At 62.7% G+C, this 20,659-nt stretch carries 23 protein-coding genes; 9 read left to right on the forward strand and 14 right to left on the reverse strand.

The annotated features are described in order from the left end of the window. Window positions 1-226: 226 nt before the first annotated feature. The 3 genes from cobT to PZL22_RS14860 form a co-directional block, all read right to left on the reverse strand. Complete coding sequence (cobT, locus tag PZL22_RS14850) at window positions 227-2,122, reverse strand: cobaltochelatase subunit CobT (RefSeq protein ID WP_284718701.1); 1,896 nt, start codon at window positions 2,120-2,122, stop codon at window positions 227-229. Between the two features lie 49 nt (window positions 2,123-2,171). Then, the gene (gene cobS, locus PZL22_RS14855) at window positions 2,172-3,167 is read right to left on the reverse strand and encodes a cobaltochelatase subunit CobS (RefSeq protein WP_003527456.1); all 996 of its coding nucleotides are present in this window, start codon (window positions 3,165-3,167) and stop codon (window positions 2,172-2,174) included. A 75-nt stretch (window positions 3,168-3,242) separates the two neighbouring features. Further along, window positions 3,243-3,878 (reverse strand): J domain-containing protein, encoded by a 636-nt coding sequence (locus PZL22_RS14860; RefSeq protein ID WP_003527457.1) that lies wholly within the window; start codon window positions 3,876-3,878, stop codon window positions 3,243-3,245. Window positions 3,879-4,017: 139 nt separating this feature from the next. Between PZL22_RS14860 and PZL22_RS14865 the strand changes: the two genes are divergently transcribed. Beyond that, window positions 4,018-4,299, forward strand: a complete 282-nt coding sequence (locus PZL22_RS14865) for a BolA family protein (RefSeq protein WP_003527458.1) — start codon at window positions 4,018-4,020, stop codon at window positions 4,297-4,299. A gap of 276 nt (window positions 4,300-4,575) precedes the next feature. Here PZL22_RS14865 and PZL22_RS14870 read toward each other — a convergent pair whose 3' ends face one another. The 5 genes from PZL22_RS14870 to PZL22_RS14890 form a co-directional block, all read right to left on the reverse strand. Continuing rightward, on the reverse strand, window positions 4,576-5,880 hold the full coding sequence (locus tag PZL22_RS14870; RefSeq protein WP_003527459.1) for an HlyC/CorC family transporter: 1,305 nt from the start codon (window positions 5,878-5,880) through the stop codon (window positions 4,576-4,578). Further along, window positions 5,877-7,010 carry a 3-dehydroquinate synthase gene (gene aroB, locus PZL22_RS14875; RefSeq protein WP_003527460.1) on the reverse strand — a complete coding sequence of 378 codons (1,134 nt, stop codon included), beginning with the start codon at window positions 7,008-7,010 and terminating at the stop codon, window positions 5,877-5,879. Before aroB ends, PZL22_RS14870 begins: the two co-directional genes overlap by 4 nt. Window positions 7,011-7,013: 3 nt before the next feature. Further along, window positions 7,014-7,592 (reverse strand): shikimate kinase, encoded by a 579-nt coding sequence (locus PZL22_RS14880; RefSeq protein WP_003527461.1) that lies wholly within the window; start codon window positions 7,590-7,592, stop codon window positions 7,014-7,016. 84 nt (window positions 7,593-7,676) lie between these two features. Then, window positions 7,677-7,979, reverse strand: a complete 303-nt coding sequence (locus PZL22_RS14885; RefSeq protein WP_003527462.1) for a type II toxin-antitoxin system RelE/ParE family toxin — start codon at window positions 7,977-7,979, stop codon at window positions 7,677-7,679. Beyond that, complete coding sequence (locus PZL22_RS14890) at window positions 7,976-8,251, reverse strand: type II toxin-antitoxin system ParD family antitoxin (RefSeq protein ID WP_003527463.1); 276 nt, start codon at window positions 8,249-8,251, stop codon at window positions 7,976-7,978. Before PZL22_RS14890 ends, PZL22_RS14885 begins: the two co-directional genes overlap by 4 nt. 285 nt (window positions 8,252-8,536) lie before the next feature. Between PZL22_RS14890 and PZL22_RS14895 the strand changes: the two genes are divergently transcribed. The 5 genes from PZL22_RS14895 (at window position 8,537) to PZL22_RS14915 (ending at window position 12,561) form a co-directional block, all read left to right on the forward strand. Further along, window positions 8,537-8,686 (forward strand): hypothetical protein, encoded by a 150-nt coding sequence (locus tag PZL22_RS14895; RefSeq protein ID WP_003527468.1) that lies wholly within the window; start codon window positions 8,537-8,539, stop codon window positions 8,684-8,686. Then, entirely contained in the window at window positions 8,683-9,618 is a 936-nt protein-coding gene (xerD, locus tag PZL22_RS14900) for a site-specific tyrosine recombinase XerD (RefSeq protein WP_003527477.1), read from the forward strand. The genes PZL22_RS14895 and xerD overlap by 4 nt, the downstream gene beginning before the upstream one ends. A 63-nt stretch (window positions 9,619-9,681) precedes the next feature. Beyond that, window positions 9,682-10,635 (forward strand): acetyl-CoA carboxylase carboxyltransferase subunit alpha, encoded by a 954-nt coding sequence (locus PZL22_RS14905; protein ID WP_003527479.1) that lies wholly within the window; start codon window positions 9,682-9,684, stop codon window positions 10,633-10,635. A gap of 244 nt (window positions 10,636-10,879) precedes the next feature. Beyond that, the gene (locus tag PZL22_RS14910) at window positions 10,880-12,322 is read left to right on the forward strand and encodes a L,D-transpeptidase family protein (RefSeq protein ID WP_003527482.1); all 1,443 of its coding nucleotides are present in this window, start codon (window positions 10,880-10,882) and stop codon (window positions 12,320-12,322) included. Beyond that, window positions 12,322-12,561: a sulfurtransferase TusA family protein gene (locus PZL22_RS14915; protein ID WP_033048505.1), complete on the forward strand. Its 240-nt coding sequence runs from the start codon at window positions 12,322-12,324 to the stop codon at window positions 12,559-12,561. Before PZL22_RS14910 ends, PZL22_RS14915 begins: the two co-directional genes overlap by 1 nt. 33 nt (window positions 12,562-12,594) lie before the next feature. On the opposite strand, the gene vapC is transcribed toward PZL22_RS14915, so the two are convergent. From vapC to PZL22_RS14935, 4 genes are all read right to left on the reverse strand, one after another. After that, on the reverse strand, window positions 12,595-12,993 hold the full coding sequence (gene vapC / locus PZL22_RS14920; protein WP_003527486.1) for a type II toxin-antitoxin system toxin VapC: 399 nt from the start codon (window positions 12,991-12,993) through the stop codon (window positions 12,595-12,597). After that, window positions 12,993-13,226 (reverse strand): type II toxin-antitoxin system antitoxin VapB, encoded by a 234-nt coding sequence (vapB, locus tag PZL22_RS14925; protein WP_003527488.1) that lies wholly within the window; start codon window positions 13,224-13,226, stop codon window positions 12,993-12,995. Before vapB ends, vapC begins: the two co-directional genes overlap by 1 nt. Window positions 13,227-13,334: 108 nt before the next feature. Beyond that, window positions 13,335-14,480, reverse strand: a complete 1,146-nt coding sequence (locus PZL22_RS14930) for a CobW family GTP-binding protein (RefSeq protein WP_003527490.1) — start codon at window positions 14,478-14,480, stop codon at window positions 13,335-13,337. A gap of 13 nt (window positions 14,481-14,493) precedes the next feature. Further along, a complete protein-coding gene (locus tag PZL22_RS14935) occupies window positions 14,494-15,576 on the reverse strand; it encodes a D-alanyl-D-alanine carboxypeptidase family protein (RefSeq protein ID WP_003527492.1) in 1,083 nt (360 codons plus the stop codon). Between the two features lie 251 nt (window positions 15,577-15,827). Between PZL22_RS14935 and PZL22_RS14940 the strand changes: the two genes are divergently transcribed. Then, window positions 15,828-16,991, forward strand: a complete 1,164-nt coding sequence (locus tag PZL22_RS14940; protein ID WP_003527494.1) for a M20 aminoacylase family protein — start codon at window positions 15,828-15,830, stop codon at window positions 16,989-16,991. 22 nt (window positions 16,992-17,013) lie between these two features. Then, window positions 17,014-17,478 carry an Lrp/AsnC ligand binding domain-containing protein gene (locus PZL22_RS14945; RefSeq protein WP_010970133.1) on the forward strand — a complete coding sequence of 155 codons (465 nt, stop codon included), beginning with the start codon at window positions 17,014-17,016 and terminating at the stop codon, window positions 17,476-17,478. 24 nt (window positions 17,479-17,502) lie between these two features. Here the strand turns inward: PZL22_RS14945 and PZL22_RS14950 are convergent, their stop codons facing one another. After that, complete coding sequence (locus PZL22_RS14950) at window positions 17,503-18,546, reverse strand: NAD(P)-dependent alcohol dehydrogenase (RefSeq protein ID WP_284718702.1); 1,044 nt, start codon at window positions 18,544-18,546, stop codon at window positions 17,503-17,505. A 251-nt stretch (window positions 18,547-18,797) separates the two neighbouring features. Here PZL22_RS14950 and PZL22_RS14955 point away from each other — a divergent pair, with 251 nt between their 5' ends. Then, window positions 18,798-19,739, forward strand: coding sequence for an AraC family transcriptional regulator (locus PZL22_RS14955; RefSeq protein ID WP_003527500.1), 942 nt, complete (start codon window positions 18,798-18,800; stop codon window positions 19,737-19,739). 367 nt (window positions 19,740-20,106) lie between these two features. Here PZL22_RS14955 and PZL22_RS14960 read toward each other — a convergent pair whose 3' ends face one another. Next, complete coding sequence (locus PZL22_RS14960; protein WP_003527502.1) at window positions 20,107-20,649, reverse strand: Lrp/AsnC family transcriptional regulator; 543 nt, start codon at window positions 20,647-20,649, stop codon at window positions 20,107-20,109. Window positions 20,650-20,659: the final 10 nt, after the last annotated feature.

The raw sequence follows: 20,659 nt of genomic DNA on the forward strand, positions 1-20,659 counted from the left end.
AGCAAAGGGTTGCCCCCTTTGCAAGGGAAAAGCCGCCGGCAGTGGGCGATTTGTGCAAAACCCTTCGGGCGGACCATATTGCGGTGCCTTGTCGCGAAAAATCCGGCTTGCAGGCGGACGGCCTGCGGCGCCGGATTTTCCACGAAAGTCCCTCGCAATTTGGGCCGTCAAATCCCTATCCATAAGTGTCCACAGGTCCTAGGGGGTGGCCGCGGCCGGAAATCCGTCAACCGGCGCGACGCGCTCCGCCCGGGCGGCGGCGCATACTCTCGTCCTCGAAGAGCGCCGCAAGCTGGTCCGTCATCGCCCCCGCCAGTTCGTCCGCATCGACGATGGTCACGGCGCGGCGATAATAGCGTGTGACGTCATGCCCGATGCCGATCGCAAGCAGCTCGACCGGCGAGCGCGTCTCGATCTGCTCGATAACGGCGCGCAGATGCCGCTCGAGGTAATTTCCGGGGTTCACCGACAGAGTGGAATCGTCGACCGGCGCACCGTCCGAAATCATCATCAGGATGCGTCGCTGCTCGGACCGCGCCAGGAGACGATCATGCGCCCACATCAGCGCCTCGCCGTCGATGTTCTCCTTGAGCAGTCCCTCGCGCATCATCAGGCCGAGATTGCGGCGCGCGCGACGCCAGGGCGCGTCGGCGGACTTGTAGATGATGTGGCGCAGGTCGTTGAGGCGGCCCGGCGACTGAGGCTTGCCGCCGGCAAGCCATTTCTCGCGCGATTGTCCGCCCTTCCACGCCTTGGTCGTGAAACCCAGGATCTCGACCTTCACGCCGCAGCGCTCCAGTGTGCGCGCAAGAATGTCGGCGCAGGTCGCGGCGACGGTGATCGGGCGGCCGCGCATCGAACCGGAATTGTCGATCAGGAGCGTGACGACCGTGTCGCGGAAATTCGTGTCCTTCTCGCGTTTGAAGGAGAGCGGCTGCATCGGATCGATGATGATGCGCTGCAGGCGGGCGGAGTCGAGATAGCCCTCTTCGAGATCGAACTCCCAGGACCGGTTCTGCTGCGCCATCAGGCGGCGCTGCAGGCGGTTTGCAAGGCGTCCGACCGCGCCCTGGAGATGGGCGAGCTGCTTGTCGAGAAAGGCGCGCAACCGGTCGAGCTCCGCCTCGTCGCAGAGCTCCTCGGAGGCGATGGTTTCATCGAACTCCCGGGTATAGACCGAATAGTCGACCTTCTCGTTGAAATCCGCGAAGGGATGGTTGGGCCGCTTCACCTCGCCCGGCGTTTCGCTGTCCTCATCGCTCTCGTCCTGGAGATCGTCGTCGGAAATTTCCGCGCCATCCATCTCGCCTTCTTCCATCTGCTCCTCGGCAGACTGGTTTTCGTCGGCGGGCGCGGCGTCGGAGCCTTCTTCCTCGTCGCTGGCGTTTTCGTCCTGCTCCTGGCTGCGCGGCTGGTCCTCGTCGGTCTCGCTCTCCTGCTCGTCCGGCTCGTTATCGTCCTCGCCGTATTTCTCGGCAACATCCATCGAAGACAGCATGTCGCGCACGACGCGGGCGAAGGCCTGCTGGTCGTTGATCGTACCGGCCAGATTGCGCATGTCGGGACCGGCCTTCTGCTCGATGAAGTCGCGCCAGAGGTCGAGGACCTGACCGGCGGACTCCGGCGGCTTCTCCCCGGTCAGTTTCTCGCGCACGAGCAGTGCCACCGCCTCTTCGAGCGGCGCGTCCGATTGAGCGTGGATCGCAGCGAAATTCGCCTTGCTGTATTTCTCCTCGAGCATGGAGGAGAGGTTGCCCGCCACGCCCGGCATCCTGAGTGCGCCGATCGCCTCGACGCGCGCCTGCTCGACCGCATCGAAGATCGCCCGGGCGTCCGCCCCTTGCGGCGACATCGTCGCATGGACCCGAGCATCGTGGCAGGCCTTGCGCAGCGCCATGGAATCGCCGAGGCCGCGCGCCACTGCCAGCTCCTGACGGGTCGGGCGCTTGGAGAGCTCCGGCAGCCGGATGCGTTCGGCTGTCATTCCCGGCCGCTCATTGGCGAAAGCGACCTCCAGCTCCGCATCACCGGCGATCGACCGGATGCAGCCGGAAAGCGCCCGCTTGAACGGTTCGGCGGCGTTTTCCCTCGTAGTCGGTTTCGCCTTGGAATTCGAACTCACGACAATTCCTTCTTCAACCGGATCGGCCGTTATGCGAGCACATCGATTTTCAGGCGGTCGCTTCCAGCACGATGTTGGCAGCGCTCTCCTTGAGTTCGACGCCGAAGGCGCGCTGATAATGCTCGGCGACCAGCGCCCGCTCCAGCTCGTCGCACTTGTTGAGGAAAGTCACGCGGAACGCAAAGGCGATGTCGCCGAAGATATAGGCGTTCTCGGCCCAGGTGATGACTGTGCGCGGGCTCATGACGGTCGACAGGTCGCCGTTGATGAAGGCGGCACGCGTCAGGTCGGCGACGCGGACCATCTTGGAGACCGTCTCGCGGCCCTTGTCGGCGACGAAGCCCTTGACCTTGGCGGAAACGATGTCGACTTCCTTGTCGTGCGGCAGGTAATTGAGCGCCGTCACGATCGACCAGCGGTCCATCTGGGCCTGGTTGATCTGCTGCGTACCGTGATAGAGGCCGGTCGTGTCGCCGAGACCGACGGTGTTTGCCGTCGCAAACAATCGGAAGGCCGGATGCGGGCGGATGACGCGGCTCTGGTCGAGCAGCGTCAGGCGGCCGGAGGACTCCAGCACGCGCTGGATCACGAACATGACGTCGGGCCGGCCGGCATCGTATTCGTCGAAGACGAGCGCGACATTGTGCTGATAGGCCCAGGGCAGGATGCCGTCCTTGAACTCGGTCACCTGAAGCCCGTCCTTGACGACGATCGCGTCCTTGCCGACCAGATCGATGCGGCTGACATGGCTGTCGAGGTTGACGCGCACGCATGGCCAGTTGAGCCGCGCCGCGACCTGCTCGATATGGGTCGACTTGCCGGTGCCGTGATAACCGGAAACCATCACGCGCCGGTTGTGGGCGAAGCCGGCGAGAATGGCGAGCGTCGTCTCACGATCGAAGAGGTAGTCCGGGTCGATTTCGGGCACATAGGCATCGCCCTTCGAATAGGCCGGAACGCGCAGATCCGTGTCGATGCCGAAAGCCTCCCGGACAGAGACCGTCGTGTCGGGGAGGTTGGAAATGTCGAGGTCAATCTTGCTCATCATAACTCCAGAGCGGACGCCCGCCGGCACCCGCGCATTCGCCTGCAAAGTGTGCTTCTGTCATAATCCGGGTTGTTAGCAGAAACCAGCCTGTTTTAACAATTGGTAGGCTTGAATAACCGCCCGAAAGCGGTCTTCCGACCCCCTGTCTCCGCCATTTGCGTCGGGGTGGTGCTTCTTGACGAGCTCCTTGTATGCCGCCTTGATGTCGGCGGTCGTCGCCGAGGCCGCAAGCCCCAGCGTCTCGAAGGCCTTGGCCTCGAGTGTCTTCAGCTTGCGCATGCGCGGTTCGTGCCGTGCCTGGCGGGCGCGCGCCTCGTTGAAAAATCCGAAAGGATCGCGCATGCGCGCCTGTGCGCCGGCGGTGCCGGAGCGCATCTGCGACTGTGTCGGGCCGTTGCGGGCGCTCTTGTTGACACCGACCGTCCAGGTCGGACGATGGCCGGTCACCGCTTCCTTCTGGTAGCGGGCGATCTCGGTGTCGGAGAGGCCGGAAAAATAGTTGTAGCCCTTGTTGTACTCCTTCACATGCTCGAAGCAGAACATGAAATACTCGCCCTCGGCATTGCGCCCGACGGGTGCCCGATGAACTGCCGTATTGTCGCAGCCATCCCATTGGCACACCGGCGCAGACGGCTCCACGCGCGCTTGACCCCGGGGGCGCGTTCGGATGCGGTCGAAATATTTTGAATCGAGCTTCATGACGCACATTATGGGGTTTGCAGAGGGCGACAACAAGAATTGACAAAACGGAATGTTACTGGCTTTGTGCGGGCATTTTGCATTGCATGGGAGACGCTGCCGCCTGGCTCCGCCCCTTGCAGCAAAACAGGGAAATGGGACTGAAGACATGTCGCTGCAACGCCGCATCGAAGAGAAGCTCATGCAAGCCTTCCATCCCGAGCGGCTGATGGTGATCAATGAGAGCGATCAGCATGCCGGTCATCAGCCGGAATTCGACGGCGGCGGCGAAACGCATATGCGCGTCCGCATCGTTTCGAGCGTCTTTACCGGCATGAGCCGTGTGGCGCGCCACCGCGCCATAAACGATCTGCTGAAGCCGGAGCTCGATGCCGGCCTCCATGCTTTGGCGGTGGAACCGGCTGCGCCAGGGGAAGCGACGCGCTGGTGAACTGCCCTAGGACCTGTGGACACTTATGGATAGGGATTTGACGGCCCAAATTGCGAGGGACTTTCGTGGAAAATACGGCGCCGCAGGCCGTCCGCCTGCAAGCCGGATTTTTCGCGACAAGGCACCGCAATATGGGCCGCCCGAAGGGTTTTGCACAAATCGCCCACTGCCGGCGGCTTTTCCCTTGCAAAGGGGACAACCCTTTGCTGCGGAAAAATCCTTGGCATTGACCGATTTGTGCAAAATCAAACCCCTATCCATAAGTGTCCACAGGTCCTAACCCACCTGCCCCTCGTCCTCGGCCGCGCGGATGCGCAGCTTGGTGATCCGGTTCTTCACCCGCTTCATCACCGTGAAACGCTTGCCGTAGAACGTGAAGGCCTGCCGTTCCTCCGGAATGCTCTTCGATTCATGGATCACGAGGCCGGCAACCGTCGTCGCCTCCTCGTCCGGCAACGACCAGTCCAGCGCCCGGTTGAGGTCGCGGATCGGCACGGAACCATCGACGACGATCGAACCGTCGGCCTCCTGACGTACGCCCTGGATGTCGATGTCGTGCTCGTCGGCAATGTCGCCGACGATCTCTTCGAGAATATCCTCCAGCGTGACGAGCCCCTGCACCTGGCCGTATTCGTCGACCACGATCGCAAGATGCAGCTTGCGGCGCAGGAAGGCGTTGAGCTGGTCCTTGAGATTGGTCGAATCCGGAACGAACCAGGGTTTCTGCGCAATCTTGACGATATCGAGCGTCTCGGGCTCCACATTCGGCTCGGCGAGCGCCCGGAGCAGGTCCTTGGAATGGACGACGCCGATGATGTTGTCGGCCGAGCCGCGCCACAACGGCAGGCGTGTAAACGGACTTTCGAGGATCTCGCGCACGCAGGTCTGGGGCGGATCATCCGCATTGATCGCCCGCATGCCGGTCCGGTGGATCATGACGTCGGAAACTTCGAGTTCGCCGAGATCGAGCACCCCGCCGAGCCGGTCGCGGTCCGCCTTGATGACCGACCCTTCGCGGTGGAGCAGATTGACCGCGCCGCGCAGTTCCTCATGCGCGGTGAGCATCGGCAGGTCGGAAGAAAGATTGATGCCGAAGAGGTGCAGGATGCGCCTGACAATTGCGTTGACGAGGGAGGATACCGGACCCACGACGGCAACGAAGGGGCGAACCCAAGGCGCAACCGCCAGCGCAAACCGGTCCGGCGACGCGATCGCCCAGCTCTTCGGCAGGACCTCGGAGAAGATGACGAGCAGTACCGTCATGGCGACTGTGGCGATCGCCACGCCCGAATCGCCGAAGAGGCCGATCAGCAGGCTCGTCGTCAGCGACGAGGCCAGAATGTTGACGAGGTTGTTGCCGATGAGCAGCGTCCCGATCAGACGGTCGCGACGCTCGATCAGCCGGGTGACCATGCCGGCCCGCTCCTCGCCGTTGTTCTCCAGCGTATGCATCCGCGAGCGCGAGGCCGCGGTCAGCGCCGTCTCGGAGCCGGAGAAAAAGGCTGAAATAACGAGAAGGCAGATAACGGAAAGCAGCGACAGCCAGTATTCCGTCAGAAAGCCCAGGAGCACATCGGTCATCGCGGATGCTTTTCCGTAAGAAAGCTCAACACCTCCGAGGAGGGCACGTCGTCCGCCACGAAGGACTGGCCTATGCCCCTCGTAAGGATGAAGGTGAGCTTGCCTCCCTTCACCTTCTTGTCCTGGGCGATCGCCTCCATCAGCCGATCGGCCGGCGGCAATGCACCGGGAATGTCGGCGAGGCGCGTCGGCAGGCCGACGGTTTTCAGATGGGCCTCCACCCGCCGCGCATCGTCGGGGCTCGCAAGATTCATCCGGGCTGAAAACTCATGCGCCAGAACCATGCCGATCGCAACGCCCTCTCCATGCACCAGCCGCTTGCTGTCGTAATCGGTGGCGGCCTCCAGCGCATGACCGAAGGTATGGCCGAGGTTGAGGAGGGCGCGACGTCCGTTTTCGCGCTCGTCCGCGGCAACGACGTCAGCCTTTGCCTGGCAGCTGACGGCAATCGCCTCGATCCGGGCGGGTCCGCCTGCAAACACCGCCTGCCAGTTTTTCTCGAGCCATTCGAAGAACTCCGGCTTGTCGATAAGGCCGTATTTCGCGACCTCGGCATAGCCTGCGCGGAATTCGCGCGGGCTCAGCGTGTCGAGCGCGGCAGTATCGGCGAGGACGAGGTCGGGCTGATGGAAGACGCCGATCAGGTTCTTGCCATGCGGCGAATTGATCCCGGTCTTGCCTCCGACCGAGGAATCGACCTGCGCCAGCAGCGATGTCGGGATCTGGATGAAGCGCGAACCGCGGCGGACGATACCGGCGGCAAAGCCGGTAAGATCGCCGATGACGCCGCCGCCGAGCGCGATCACCGCGTCGTTGCGCTCGATTCTGGCGCCGAGGATGGCTTCGCAAACCGGGATCAGGTGCTCGAAGCTCTTGGTCTTCTCGCCTGCCGGCAGGATGAGGGAGACGGCCTCGATGCCGCTTTCCCCGAGGCTCGCCATCAGTGGCTCGAGATAACGCGGCGCGACGTTCTCGTCGGTGATGACCGCCATCTTCCGGCCCTTGAGCCGGGAAGCGATCTCCCTGCCTGCCGCGGCGATCAGACCGGGGCCGATGAGGATATCGTAGGAACGCTCTGCGAGATCGACGCGGACCTTGCGCTCGGCGGTTGGCATCACATGGCTGGTCATGCTTCAGGCTTTCTGATGATCGGCGATGGCGGCGAGAACCTCCTCGACCATCGCTTCCTTTTTCACATCGCGCGAGAGAACGGTCAGGTCCGCCTCGGCATAGATCGGGTAGCGCGCGCGCATCAGGTTCTCGAGCGTCTGCTTCGGATTCTCGGTCTTCAGAAGCGGCCGGGTGTCGCGCTTGTTTACCCGCTCCCATAGCACGTCAAGCTCGGCGTTGAGCCAGATCGTCAGGCCGCCCTTCTTGATATGCCGCCGCGAGCGCTCGTTGATATAGGCGCCGCCGCCGGTCGACACCACCCGCGGGCCGGACCTGAGCAGGCGCTTCAGCACGCGGGCCTCCAGCGCCCGGAACTCTTCCTCGCCGTAGGTCGCGAAGAGATCGCTGACCGTCATGCGCGAGACCCGCTCGATCTCGTGGTCGGAATCGACGAAAGGAACGCCGAGCGCCTGGGCGGTCAGCCGACCGATTGCCGATTTACCTGCCCCCATCAGGCCGATGAAAACGAGATTGCGCTTACCGAGAGTGCGCTTCGCCCTTTCGGCCAGCGTCGCGGAAACCGGTTCGGTCACATCGTTCATTGCGCTTCAAATTCCCCATTCCTCTCCGGTATCGACAAATCGGGGGGGAGCGTCAAGCCGTCGGCACTGCAGATCAGGGCCTACCTACTCGCCAGACATGATTGCTTCGTAATCCTGCCCGCCTGAAAACACGCGCAGAATATCTACGCGATTGTCCGGCAGTTCGTAGGCGATCAGAACACGTCGCCAAAGCGGGAAGATAAACAGGTTCGACCGCAAATCCGGTCTTCCACGGCCCATCAACGGCGTCTCGCAGAGATTGCGGCAGGCTTGTTCGATCTCTGCGACGTAGCTGCGGGCGCGACGAGGATTATCGGCGGCGACAAACCAAAATGTCTCCTCTAGATCGGCGAGCGCCGCCGGCGTAAAGACGAGTTCGCGGCTCACGACTTGGCAGTCTTCTCTGCCTCGGTCAGAAGACGGTCAAAATGAGCCGAAACCTCGGCGCTGCCATGGCGTGCCGGATCGTTGGCAGCGGCATCGAGGCTGGCGCGGATGACATCAAGGCGATGCCCGCGTTCCTGTTCGCGCTGCTGCCACAGTCGCAATGCCTCACGGATGACTTCACTGTTTGAGGCGTAAGCCCCGTCCTCGACCCGGCGGCGCACCATGCGCGCCATGTCGACCGGCAGACTGATACTGAGCTTTTCCGTTTGCATGGCACATCCCTCTACTACTACTTGATACTACCACTTCCCACTTATCCGATTCAATGATTTTCGGCGCCTTCGCTTGGAGGTGCGGATCGGCGGCCTTTGCGCCTGATTAGACGCGCGGCGCTGCAAGGATCGGGGGCCGGCTTCTTGCACTCTTGGTCGGCGCCGTTCATATAGTTCACGCACCCGCTGCGGCGTTCATATTGGACGCGCGACAGCGTTTCGAACGGCTGCATGGTCCGCCCGCGAAAAGGTCCGGTTTTCCGGCGCCATGCAGAGGAGACTTGAATGCCCACCCTCTTCCGCTTCCTGTTCATCTGCGCCGTCGCGGCCGGCATGGTCTATGGCACGATGGTGGCGCTCGTCACTTTCGTCGTCCCGGTTGAGCGGGACGTGACGGTGCGCATTCCCTCCGAACGGGTCAACAAGCCGCAATGACGGATATGTCCGCAGCCTACGTCGAAGCCTTCCTGGAAATGATGAGCGCCGAGCGTGGAGCGGCGGCGAACACGCTGCAATCCTACGAGCGCGACCTCGAGGACGCGCGTTCCTTCCTGCGCTCGCGCGGCACCGGGCTTACCGACGCCTCGGCCGACGATCTCAGAAGCTATCTCTCCCATCTCGCAGGCCAGGGCTTCAAAGCGTCGTCGCAGGCGCGGCGGCTCTCGGCCCTCCGGCAATTTTACAAGTTCCTCTATGCGGAAGGGCTGCGCACGGACGACCCGACGGGCATCCTCGACGCGCCGAAGAAAGTCCGCACCCTTCCGAAGACCCTCAGCATCGAAGACGTCACTCGGCTGATCGGCCAGGCGGAAGCGGAGGCGAAATCCGGCAGCGACGACGCGATGGCGAAATTGCGCATGCACGCGCTGATCGAGCTCCTTTATGCGACAGGCATGCGCGTCAGCGAGCTCGTGTCGCTGCCGGCGAGCGTGCTTGCGCAGAACGGGCGTTTTCTCATCATTCGCGGCAAGGGTAACAAGGAAAGGCTCGTACCGCTGTCGCAGGCGGCGATCCGCGCCATGCGGGCCTATGGGGAAGCACTGCAGGAAGAGAGTGCGGACAGCCCCTGGCTGTTCCCCTCCAATGGCAAGTCCGGCCATCTGCCGCGGCAGGTCTTTGCCCGCGACCTCAAGAGCCTTGCGGCACGGGCAGGCATCCGGGTGACAGCGATTTCGCCGCACGTGCTGCGCCACGCCTTCGCCAGTCATCTGCTCGCCAACGGCGCCGACCTTCGCGCCGTACAGGAACTGCTCGGCCATTCGGACATTTCCACGACACAAATCTATACGCATGTGCTGGAGGAACGGCTTCACGACCTCGTGCAAAACCATCACCCCCTTGCCAAACAGGCGAAAAAACAGGATTAGGTCCGCCTGACGGAATGGCTTGGCAGGGCGGCCCTTGTCGAAAAACGATCGGAAACGCGTCTGATGCACAATTATCTCGACTTCGAAAAACCCATCTCTGATCTCGAAGGCAAGATTCTCGAACTGAAGAAGCTCGCCAGCGAAGACGAGAGCGTTAACACATCAGACGAGATCGCCCGATTGGAAGGGCGCGTCCGCGATGCGATGGTCGAGATCTATTCCAAATTGTCCCCCTGGCAGAAGACCCAGGTCGCTCGCCACCCCTCGCGTCCGCATTTCCTGGACTATGCCTCGCGCCTCTTCACCGAGTTCACGCCGCTTGCCGGCGACCGGAATTTCGCCAATGACGACGCGATCCAGGCGGGGCTTGCCCGCTTTCACGGCACGCCCGTCGCCGTCATCGGCCAGGAGAAGGGCAACGACACCAAGTCGCGCATCAAGCACAATTTCGGCAGCCCCCGACCCGAGGGCTACCGCAAGGCGACGCGCATAATGGAGATGGCCGACCGTTTCGGCCTGCCGCTGATAACGCTGGTCGACACGGCAGGCGCCTATCCGGGCGTCAACGCCGAGGAGCGGGGCCAGGCCGAGGCGATCGCCCGCTCGACCGAAATGTGCCTCAACGTCAAGGTGCCGATCGTCACCGTGGTGATCGGCGAAGGCGGTTCGGGCGGCGCGATCGCGATCGCGACCGGCAACCGCGTCTACATGCTGGAGCACGCGATCTACAGCGTGATCTCCCCGGAAGGTGCGGCCTCGATCCTCTGGCGCGACTCGACGCGCGCCAAGGAGGCCGCCAGCAACATGAAGATCACCGCCGAAGACCTGAAGTCGCTCGGCGTCATCGACGGAATAATCCCGGAGCCTGTCGGTGGAGCCCACCGTGACCCGGACGCGGTCATCAGCCGCACGGAAACCGTGATCGGCGACGCTCTCAAGGAGCTTTCCGCACGCAATGGCGACGAATTGCGGGCCGACCGGCGGCAGAAATATCTGAATATCGGCCGTAACCTCTGATTACGGCTCCGGCCCGAGCCGTTCCCATCCGAACCATTGCGATTATTCCCTGACGTCAGCAACCGGAAATCGGACTGTGGCCAAATCTTGGCCATATTCATGAGGTCATGAGAGATGGCCATTCGCAGGGGGCGCCTGCACGGTTAAGATTTCGTGAAGAATAATGACGTACTGATTCGTTGACGCCTGTCCTTCGTGGAACCGGCGTGCACGGATAAAATGTGGCTAGAACGGGCTTTTGCCGATGCGTTTCAGGAACCTTGTCCTCACCGCCGCTGTCGCAGCCGCTCTTGCGGGCTGCACCAACGAGACGCTCGATTCGGTCAACCTGTCGTCCGTCAAGAACAAGACCGAGTACCAGCTTTCCAGCAAGATGGTCAGCAAGATGCGCGAGCTGGGGATGCAGAAGACTTCCCCGATCCTGTTGCGCATCTTCAAGGAAGAAGGGACGCTCGAAGTCTGGAAGGCGAACACGGCGAACCGGTTCCAGCTTCTGAAGAGCTACAAGATCTGCGCCTGGTCGGGCAAGCTCGGGCCCAAGGTGAAGGAGGGAGACCGGCAGGCGCCGGAGGGATTCTATCCGCTCTATCCGCACCAGATGAACCCGAATTCGAGCTACTACCTGGCGATCAATACGGGCTATCCGAACACCTACGACAAGGCCAACGGCCGCACCGGCACGCATCTGATGATCCACGGTGCCTGCTCTTCGGCCGGCTGCTATTCGATGACGAACGAGCAGATCATCGAGATCTTCGCGCTCGCCCGCGACGCGTTCAAGGGCGGCCAGGAAAGCGTGCAGCTTCAAGCCTTTCCCTTCCGCATGACGGCGGAAAACATGGCGCGCCACCGCGACAATCCGAACATCGACTTCTGGAAGATGCTGAAGGCTGGCTACGACCAGTTCGAAGTGACCAAGCGCCCGCCGGCAGTGAATGTCTGCGAGAGGAAATACGTCTTCAATCAGCAGGCCGAGGGGCAGTTCAATGCGGCCGGCCAGTGCCCTGCCATGACGACGCCGCCGGCGCTGCAGATGGCGATGGCCAGCTACGACAAGGACTACCGGCGTGACTACGAGAAGGCATTGAAGAAATTCGACGGCATGGTCTGGTATGAGCCGACCGAGGCCGAACGCAAGGCGGTCGTCGCCGACCAGCGCAAGGGCCGCGAGCTTGCCTATGCGCCGACCGGCACCTCGCTCGATGCGGGCAAGCTGCTCAAGGTGAGCGATCTCGAGAAGAAGCTTGCCGAACAGAAAGAGGCCGAGGAAGCCAAGCAGGCAACCTTGATCCAGAAGGAAGCGCTGGAAAAGGCGGCCCGCGAAGGCAAGGGCCTGCCGGTGCCGCAGGCCAACCCGCTCGAGCGCCCCGTGGAGCAGGCAGCGGTGCAAGCCGAGCCCGCGAGGAAGTCGCTCTGGGGTCTGTTCTCTCGCAGCGAGCCCGCGGCCGCGCCGGCCGCACCCGCCGCCGAGGCTGCCGCGCAGCAAGGCACAGGCGAGCCGACCGCTCAACAGCCCGCACCGGGCCAGCCGCAAGCCGCCGCCAGCGGGCAACAGGCAGCACCGCCGGCGCAAGACAGTGCTCAGGTGGCCGCCGCTCCCGCCGGGAATGCGCAAGCGCCGGCACCCGAGCAGCAGCCCGCCGAGCAGCCGAAAAAGCGCCCATTTTGGAAACTCTGGGGCAATTGATGCCCGAGGAAACGAGGCTACGCTACGATCTGAGGGGGCTGAAATGCCCTCTTCCCGTTTTGAAGACGCGCAAGCGAATGGAAAACCTGACGCCCGGCGCACTCATCGAGATCGAAACGACGGACCCGCTGGCCGTGATAGACATCCCGCATTTCTGCAACGAGGACGGGCATCGGCTGGAACAGGCTGAGCCGATCGCAGGCGGACATCGTTTCCTTATCCGCAAGCGGTGTAGCTAACCAAATTAAAGCACTCCCGCGCCTTCGGATCGGTCACAGCCAGTTCTCGACCCTTACACCCGGCATGCGGACGAACTCGCGTATATTGTTGGTCACGACAATCAGCCCTTCGCTGCGCGCATGCGCGCCGATCTGCATGTCATGAGGGCCGCATGGCGTTCCCGTCCGCTCCAGTTCAGCCCGAACCTGCCCGTAGTGGGCCGCTGCCTTGTCTGCGAACGGCAGCACCTCCAGCCGTGCCACGAAATGTTCGATAGCCGTAAGGTTCTCGACGCGCCGGGCCGATTTTTCGGCGCCATAGTGTAATTCTCCCAGCGTGATGCTCGATATACAAAGCTGCTCCGCCAGTCCGTTGAACTTTTCGCGCACGACCGGCGGATAGGTCTTCATCACATAGATGCAGATATTGGTATCGAGCATATAGGTGAGCATCAAAAGGATTCGCGCGTTTCCGCCACCGGCTGCTCACGCTCGCTCATGAAATCCTCGCTGACGCGCGGCCCGCTGAGGAACAGATCGTCCCATCTTTTGCCCTGGGGCACGATCACGCGGCTGCGGCCGATCTTGAGGATATCGACCTGATGCACGCCCTCGGGAAAGGCGACGGCCTTTGGCAGCCGCACCGCCTGGCTACGGTTACTGATGAATACGGTCGAACTGGCCAAGGTCCATTCCTTTTTGCCATATACGAGTGGGATATACGTAGCGCTGAGGGGTCTGAAAATCAAGCCCCCCGCGAGCAGGGGGTGATGAAGAAAGCCCGGCCGGAGGCCTCAGAACTTCATCCCCGGCACCGCCAGGGGGTTGTCCGCGAGGGCCTGCGCATCCGGTCGATCGACGCGCGGCTTGCCGGTGAATGCGTCGAAGAGGTCGCGCACGAATGCTTCGTCCAGGCCTTTGGTGATCAGCACCATTCGCGTCCGGCGATCGGCCGGATCCGGCCAGGCGGCAAGCCGCTCCGGCGCGTGAAAGACCGTCTGCACGCCGTGCAGCACCACCGGCCGCTCCGGATTGTCGGAGACGGAAACGATAGCCTTCATGCGCAGGAGCTTTTCCCCATGGGCGGAGCGCAGGAGGTCGATGAACATCTCCAGCGCCATCGGTTCGATCGGCCGATCATGCACGATGCTGAATGAGCGAATGTCCGAACCATGACGATTGACGTCGTGATGATGGTGATGGTGCCCATGGCCGTGACCATCTTCGTGGTGGTGGTGGTGGTCATGATCGTGGCCGTCCGCATGGGCCTCGTCCTGAAGCCAGCGGCCGACATCGGCGACCTTGGTTGAGGCGTCGTAAAGACCGCAGACGAAGAGATCGGCCCGGCCCGCCTCTTCCGTATCGCCGTCGATGATCGGCGCGCGCGGGTTGAGATCCCTGAGCCGCGCCTCGAGCCTGCCGGCACCATCATCTTTGGCGAGCGCGCTCTTGCTGATCACCAGCCGGTCGGCCATCGCGACCTGCTTCATGGCTTCCACATGATTGGCGATCGTCTGCTCGCCATTGACCGCATCGACGACGGTGACGACGCCGTCCAGCCGGAAATTCTGGGCAATCACGGGATTGCCGAGGACGGATTGCAGCACCGGTGCCGGATCGGCAAGACCGGTGGTTTCGATGACGACGCGCTTCAGCGGCTTGATGCGGCCGGTCTGCATCCGGTCCATGAGATCGGCCAGCGTATCGACGAGCTCGCCGCGCACGGTGCAGCACAGGCAGCCGTCGGAAAGCTCGATGACGCCGTCACTCGACGCCTCGACCAGGAGGTGGTCGATGGAGACATCGCCGAATTCGTTGATGATGACTGCCGTGTCGGCAAGCGCCGGATCCTTGAGCACCCGGTTCAAAAGGGTCGTCTTGCCCGCGCCGAGAAAGCCGGTGAGGATCGAGACCGGCACCACCCGCATTGGACCGTTCATGAAAAGACTCCGTTCAGAAGCTCGGGCGCGGGACCGGAATCGGCACATTGGCGATCTCGACCGCGTCACCCTGTGCCGTGGCATCGCTGCCGGCTTTGGCCGTCTTGTCGTCGCTGCCGGGTATGAGGCCGGCGAAGGCAAGTTTCAGCGGGCGGTCGATCTCGTGGATATAGGGTGAAAGCAGCTTCTGCCGGCCGGCCTCGTCACGCCCCTCGCTGCGTACCTTCGCCGCCTGCTTCGAGCAGATTTCCTTGCTGATGTCGGCAACCACCCCGCGGGTTTCGCCATAAGGGACGATCTCCGCAAGCGAGGGCTTGCCCGTGCTCACCGTGGTGAAAGCCATCTGCAGGAGCCTGGCCGACTCGTCGGCACGCGCTGCAAGGCTGTCTTCACCGAGCACGACCGATACCACCCTGCGGCCGCCGCGGCTGGCCGAGGAGACCTGGTTGAAGCCCGAGGCGCAAATGAACCCCGTCTTCATGCCGTCCGCGCCATCGAAACGGCCGATCAGCATGTTGTAATTGGGATAGTCCTTCTTGCCGGTGGTGAAGCCTTCCAGCGCAAAATAGGAAGCATATTGCGGGAATTCGCGCTTCAGCGTGACCGCGAGCACCGCAAGGTCCCGGGCGGTCGTATATTGCCCCTGGCCGGGCAGGCCGTTGGGATTGATGAAACGCGACGAGGTCATGCCGATGCGTCGCGCCTCGGCGTTCATCTTCTCGATGAAGGCCTGTTCGGATCCGCCGACCGTCTCGGCGATCGCGACGGCGACGTCGTTCGCCGACTTGATCAGCATCATCTTCAACGCGCTGTCGAGCGTCATCTTCTGGCCGGGCTTGTAGAACATCTTGCTCGGCGGCTCCGAAGCGGCGTTCTTCGTCATGACCACCGGGCTTTGCAGCGTCAGCTGTCCCGCCTGAATGGCCCGGAACGTGGTATAGGCCGTCATAAGCTTGGTCAGCGACGCCGGATACCATTTCTGGAAGATGTCCTGATGCTCGTAGACCTTGAGCGTATCGACGTCGATCACCAGCCGCGGATTGGCCGATGCAGGCAGCGCCGCAGCCAAGAAGACGGCGCAAGCCCCCGCGAGCATGCCCATCCTGCCCAACCTGTCGCCCAACGGGAATCGTGCTATTGCCACAATCCAAACCTCGAAATTCCGGAGTTGCCTCGTATCGTCCCGCTATTTAGCCTATATGGCAAGGAGATGGCAAAGCCCATTCATCTGGCTGCCGCGCCAATCCACCGCCCGGACACTCCGCCGGCGAGACTCCAGCCGGATGCAGAAGCGTCGGGCCTCACGTGCCGAACCAAAGTGAACGAACAGATCGACAGGAACGAACAATGCCGATTCTAAACCGTGCCGCCGAGCTCAAGAACGAAGTGACCGAATGGCGGCGCCATCTGCACCAGAACCCGGAGCTCCTGTTCGCGGTCGAAAATACGGCAGCCTTCGTCGAAAGAAAACTGAGGGAATTCGGCGTTGACGAAATCGTGACCGGCCTCGGCCGGACCGGGGTCGTCGGCCTCATCCGCGGCAATCGCGGCCCGGGCCGCACCGTCGGGCTCAGGGCCGACATGGACGCCCTGCCGATCACCGAAGCAAGCGGCAGGGCCTGGTCCTCGACGGCCCCCGGCAAGATGCATGCCTGCGGCCATGACGGCCATACGGCCATGCTGCTCGGCGCGGCGAAGTACCTCGCCGAAACGCGGAACTTCGCCGGCAATGTCGCGGTGATCTTCCAGCCGGCAGAGGAAGGCGGCGGCGGCGGCAACGAGATGGTGAAGGACGGCATGATGGAGCGCTTCGCAATCGAAGAGGTCTACGGCATGCACAACATGCCGGGGATGCCGGTCGGCCATTTCGGCAGCCGCGCCGGCCCGATCATGGCCTCAACCGACGAGTTCAACATCACCGTCAAGGGCCGCGGCGGCCACGCCGCTCAGCCGCACAAGACGATCGACCCGATCGCCATCGGCGCCCAGATCGTCAACGCGCTGCAGACGATCGCCTCGCGCACCGTCGATCCGCTTGCCTCCATCGTCGTCTCCGTCACCAAGTTCAATGCCGGCTTCGCGCACAACGTCATCCCCGAACAGGCCGTACTCGCCGGCACCGTGCGCGCGCTGACGCCGGAAGTGCGCGACACCGGCGAAGCCCGTATCCGCCAGATCGCCGAGAACATCGCAGCCGCCTACGGGGCCACCGTCGACGTCTGGTACGGCCGCAACTATCCCGTGACGGTAAACCACGCCGCCGAGGCCGGTCACGCGCTTGCCGTGGCCGCCACGATCGCCGGCGAAGGCAACGTCAACGCAGCGCTCGACCCGATGATGGGCGGCGAGGATTTTTCCTACATGCTGCTGGCCCGGCCGGGCGCCTTCGTCTTCATCGGCAATGGCGATACGGCGGGACTGCATCACCCGGCTTACGACTTCAACGACGAAGCCATTCCGCACGGAATTTCCTATTGGGTGAAGCTCGCCGAAACACGGCTTGCCGCCTGAGGCACCGAAAGCGGAGGCGGCCATGCACCAGATCGACAAGACGGACCGGAGAATCCTCAATATCCTGCAGGCGGACGGGCGGATTACCAATCTGGAGCTGGCGGACCGGATCGGGCTTTCCCCGACGGCGACCAGCGAACGCCTGAGGCGGCTTCTGAAGGAAGGTTACGTCTCCGGCTTCGGTGCGCGTCTCGACCCCCACAAACTCGGCTTCGGGCTGTTGGTCTTCATCGAAGTGATGCTCGACAAGACGACGCCGGAGGTCTTCGATCAGTTCGCGGCCGCCATAAAGCAGGCGCCCGCAGTGCTCGAATGCCACATGGTAGCCGGCGGCTTCGACTATCTCGTCAAGACCCGCTTCGAGGACATGGCCGCCTACCGCAATTTCCTCGGTCAGGTCCTCTGGACGCTCCCGGGCGTCAAGGAGACCCGGACCTATGCGGTCATGGAAGAGATCAAGAACGACGGGCCGCTGCCGCTGCTTTGAGTAGCGGCAGCGGCCCGCCCAAGCTCAAGCCTTGATCGATTCCATGTCGATAACGAAGCGATAGCGCACGTCGCTTCTCACCACCCGCTCATAGGCCTCGTTGATCTGCTCCATGCGGATCGTCTCGATCTCCGAAACGATTCCGTGCTCGCCGCAGAAATCGAGCATTTCCTGCGTCTCCTTGATCGAACCGATCATGGAGCCGGAAATGCTGCGCCGTGCCGGCACCAGCGAGAAGGCATGGACCGGCACCGGATTCTCCGGAATGCCGACGAGCACCAGATCGCCATCGACCTTCAGGAGGTTGAGATAGGCGTTCCAGTCGATCTCGGCGGCGACCGTGCAGATGATCAGGTCGAAGCTGCCGGCGAGCTTCGTGAATGTCTCCGGATCCTTCGTCGCGTAGTAGTGGTCCGCCCCGAGCTTAAGCCCGTCCTCCTTCTTCGAAAGCGTCTGGCTGAGCACCGTGACCTCCGCGCCCATCGCATGGGCGAGCTTCACGCCCATATGGCCGAGACCGCCCAAGCCGACGATCGCCACCTTCTTGCCGGGGCCGGCCTTCCAGTGACGCAGCGGCGAGTAGAGCGTGATGCCGGCGCAAAGCAGCGGTGCGGCAGCATCGAGCGGAAGGTTCTCCGGAATGGAGAGCACATAGCCTTCCTTGACGACGATATGGTCGGAATAGCCGCCTTGGGTCGGGGTTCCGTCGGCCTCGACGCCGTTGTAGGTCACCACGAGGCCGGGCAGATACTGCTCCAGGTCGAGATCACGCTTGGCGCAGGTCGTGCAGGAGTCGACGAAGCAGCCGACACCCACCCGGTCGCCGATCTTGAACCTGGTGACCTGGGAGCCGACTGCCCTGACGATGCCGACGATCTCGTGGCCCGGTACCATGGGGAAGGTCGAATTGCCCCATTCGTCGCGCGCCTGGTGGATGTCGGAATGGCAGACGCCGCAATATTTGATGTCGATCACCACGTCGTCTTCGCGCGGTTCGCGACGCTCGAAGGTGAAGGGTGCGAGCGGCTTCGACGCGTCCGTCGCCGCATATCCTCTTGCAATGGCCATGGGTCTGTCCTTCATGTCTGGGAGTGGCATGTCTGAGAGTGGCATGTCTGGGAGTGGCGCGCCCATTGGTCTATGGACCGCAGGCGGCAGGGCGGACTATGCTGTCTCACAAGGCCATTGCGTTAGTGCGATCCTGCAAAACTTTTGCACGATTCTGCGAGAATCGTGGAAGCCAGGTGGCGGGACAGCGCCGACAACCTATCTGCCCCCTGTCTCCGCACGGATCTAAGGTATTGGAAAGTCCACCGAATATGACAGAATCACAGCGCATCCCGCGTCAGGAAATGATCGACATCATTGCCCGGATCGCCGGAGAGGACGGCGATCATCCGACGATTATTCCAGGGCTGAGCGTTCATCGGCATTCCGTTTCCGCGAAGCCGAATTGCGCCGCCTACAAGCCGAGCCTGGCGATCATCGTCCAGGGAGCCAAACGTGTCGTGCTCGGTGAGGAAACCCTCGTCTACGGCGCCTCGGACTACCTTTTGACCTCCATCGACCTGCCGGTTCTCTCTCAGATATCGCTCGCCTCGCCCGAGGAGCCCTATCTCAGCATGGTCTTCCAGATCGATACGACGAGGCTTCCGGCGCTCCTCGACGCCATCGGCCCGGAGGCTGCGAAAGCTCCGGCTTCGCCGCGCGGCATGACGGTCAGCAAGCTCACTCCCGATCTTGAGGACACGGCGCTTCGGCTGCTGCGGCTCCTCGACCGCCCGGACGACATTGCGGTGCTGCTGCCGCTGGTCGAGCAGGAACTGCTTTATCGGCTGCTGCTCGGACCGCACGGCGCCAGGCTCCGCCAGATGGCGACCACGGAGAGCCAGCCGCACCAGATCGGCCGCGCGGTGTCCTGGCTGAAGGAGCATTATTCCCGCCCCTTGCGCATCGACGACCTCGCAAGCCGCGTAAGCATGAGCGTTTCCTCGCTTCATCACCATTTCAAGGCAATCACGGCGATGAGCCCGCTGCAGTACCAGAAGCAGCTGCGCCTGCAGGAGGCACGGCGGCTGATGCTCGAGGAGCGCCTCGATGCCGGCGATGCCGGCCACAAGGTCGGCTATGAGAGCCAGTCCCAGTTCAGCCGCGAATATGCCCGCCATTTCGGTGAGCCGCCGAGGCGCGACGTCGGCCGCGTCCGCCGCAGCCTCATCGGCCGTTCGAGCGGCGAGGTTGAAATGCTGAGCGAGGGTTAAGGCCTGTTGAGATTCGGGATACACGCCGCGGCCTGTTTGATTTCCTCATCCCTGTGCTCGTCACAGGGATCCAGCCAGACAAGTCCTTGGGCTGAAAGAACTCCTCCCGCGCCGCAGACGCGGCGCTGCCCTCATCTCTGTGACGAGCACAGAGATGAGGGTGAGGAGAGATTGCAGTCTTCCGATAGGTGTCCTACAGCGCCGCGCGTCTTATCAGACGCGCAAAGGTCGCTGTAGCACTTTGATCTGCTGCATGTTTTTGTCCTTTGATCGGCTACGATCAAAGGAAACATGCAGCAGGCCGCGCAGTCGGTACTAAGCGGGATGAGGAAAATGCGCGGTTTTCCGCCTGGAAGAGCGTAGACGCTCAGCTTCGTTCGATATCACGGCGCAAGACGATCGACGTCGTCAGATCCTCGACATTGTCGAGCTGCGCCACTTCGTTGCGCAGTTCGTTCAGCGCATTGATCGACGCGACCTTCACTTCCACCACGAGATCGAGCTGGCCGCTGACTGAGAAAACGCGCCTGACGGAGGAAAACCCGGCCAGCCGGTCGAGCACGCCGAGCGAGGGCGTCCGCTTCAGCGTCACCAGCAGGAAAGCCTCGATCTGCCCCTCCTCCAACTGGCCGATGTCGGCGCGATAGCCGCGAATGACGCCGGCCTTCTCCAGCCGCGCGACGCGCTCGGCCGTCGCACTGCGAGACAACCCGATACGCCCGGCAAGCGACTTCATGGGAATACGCGCCTCGCGGCTCAATATGCTGAGTATCGTTCGGTCTGTCGCGTCGATTTCCTGCCTCCTGCGGCCGGCCAGAGGGACTGCCGGGCGGCTGTCGAGCGGCGCCGGCAAGATGACGGTTATTATAAACAAAGTGCCGGTGCAACCGGCGAAATGCCGGATGCACATGCCGGGCGGG

Source organism: Ensifer meliloti (assembly GCF_030064585.1).
Lineage (GTDB): Bacteria > Pseudomonadota > Alphaproteobacteria > Rhizobiales > Rhizobiaceae > Sinorhizobium > Sinorhizobium meliloti.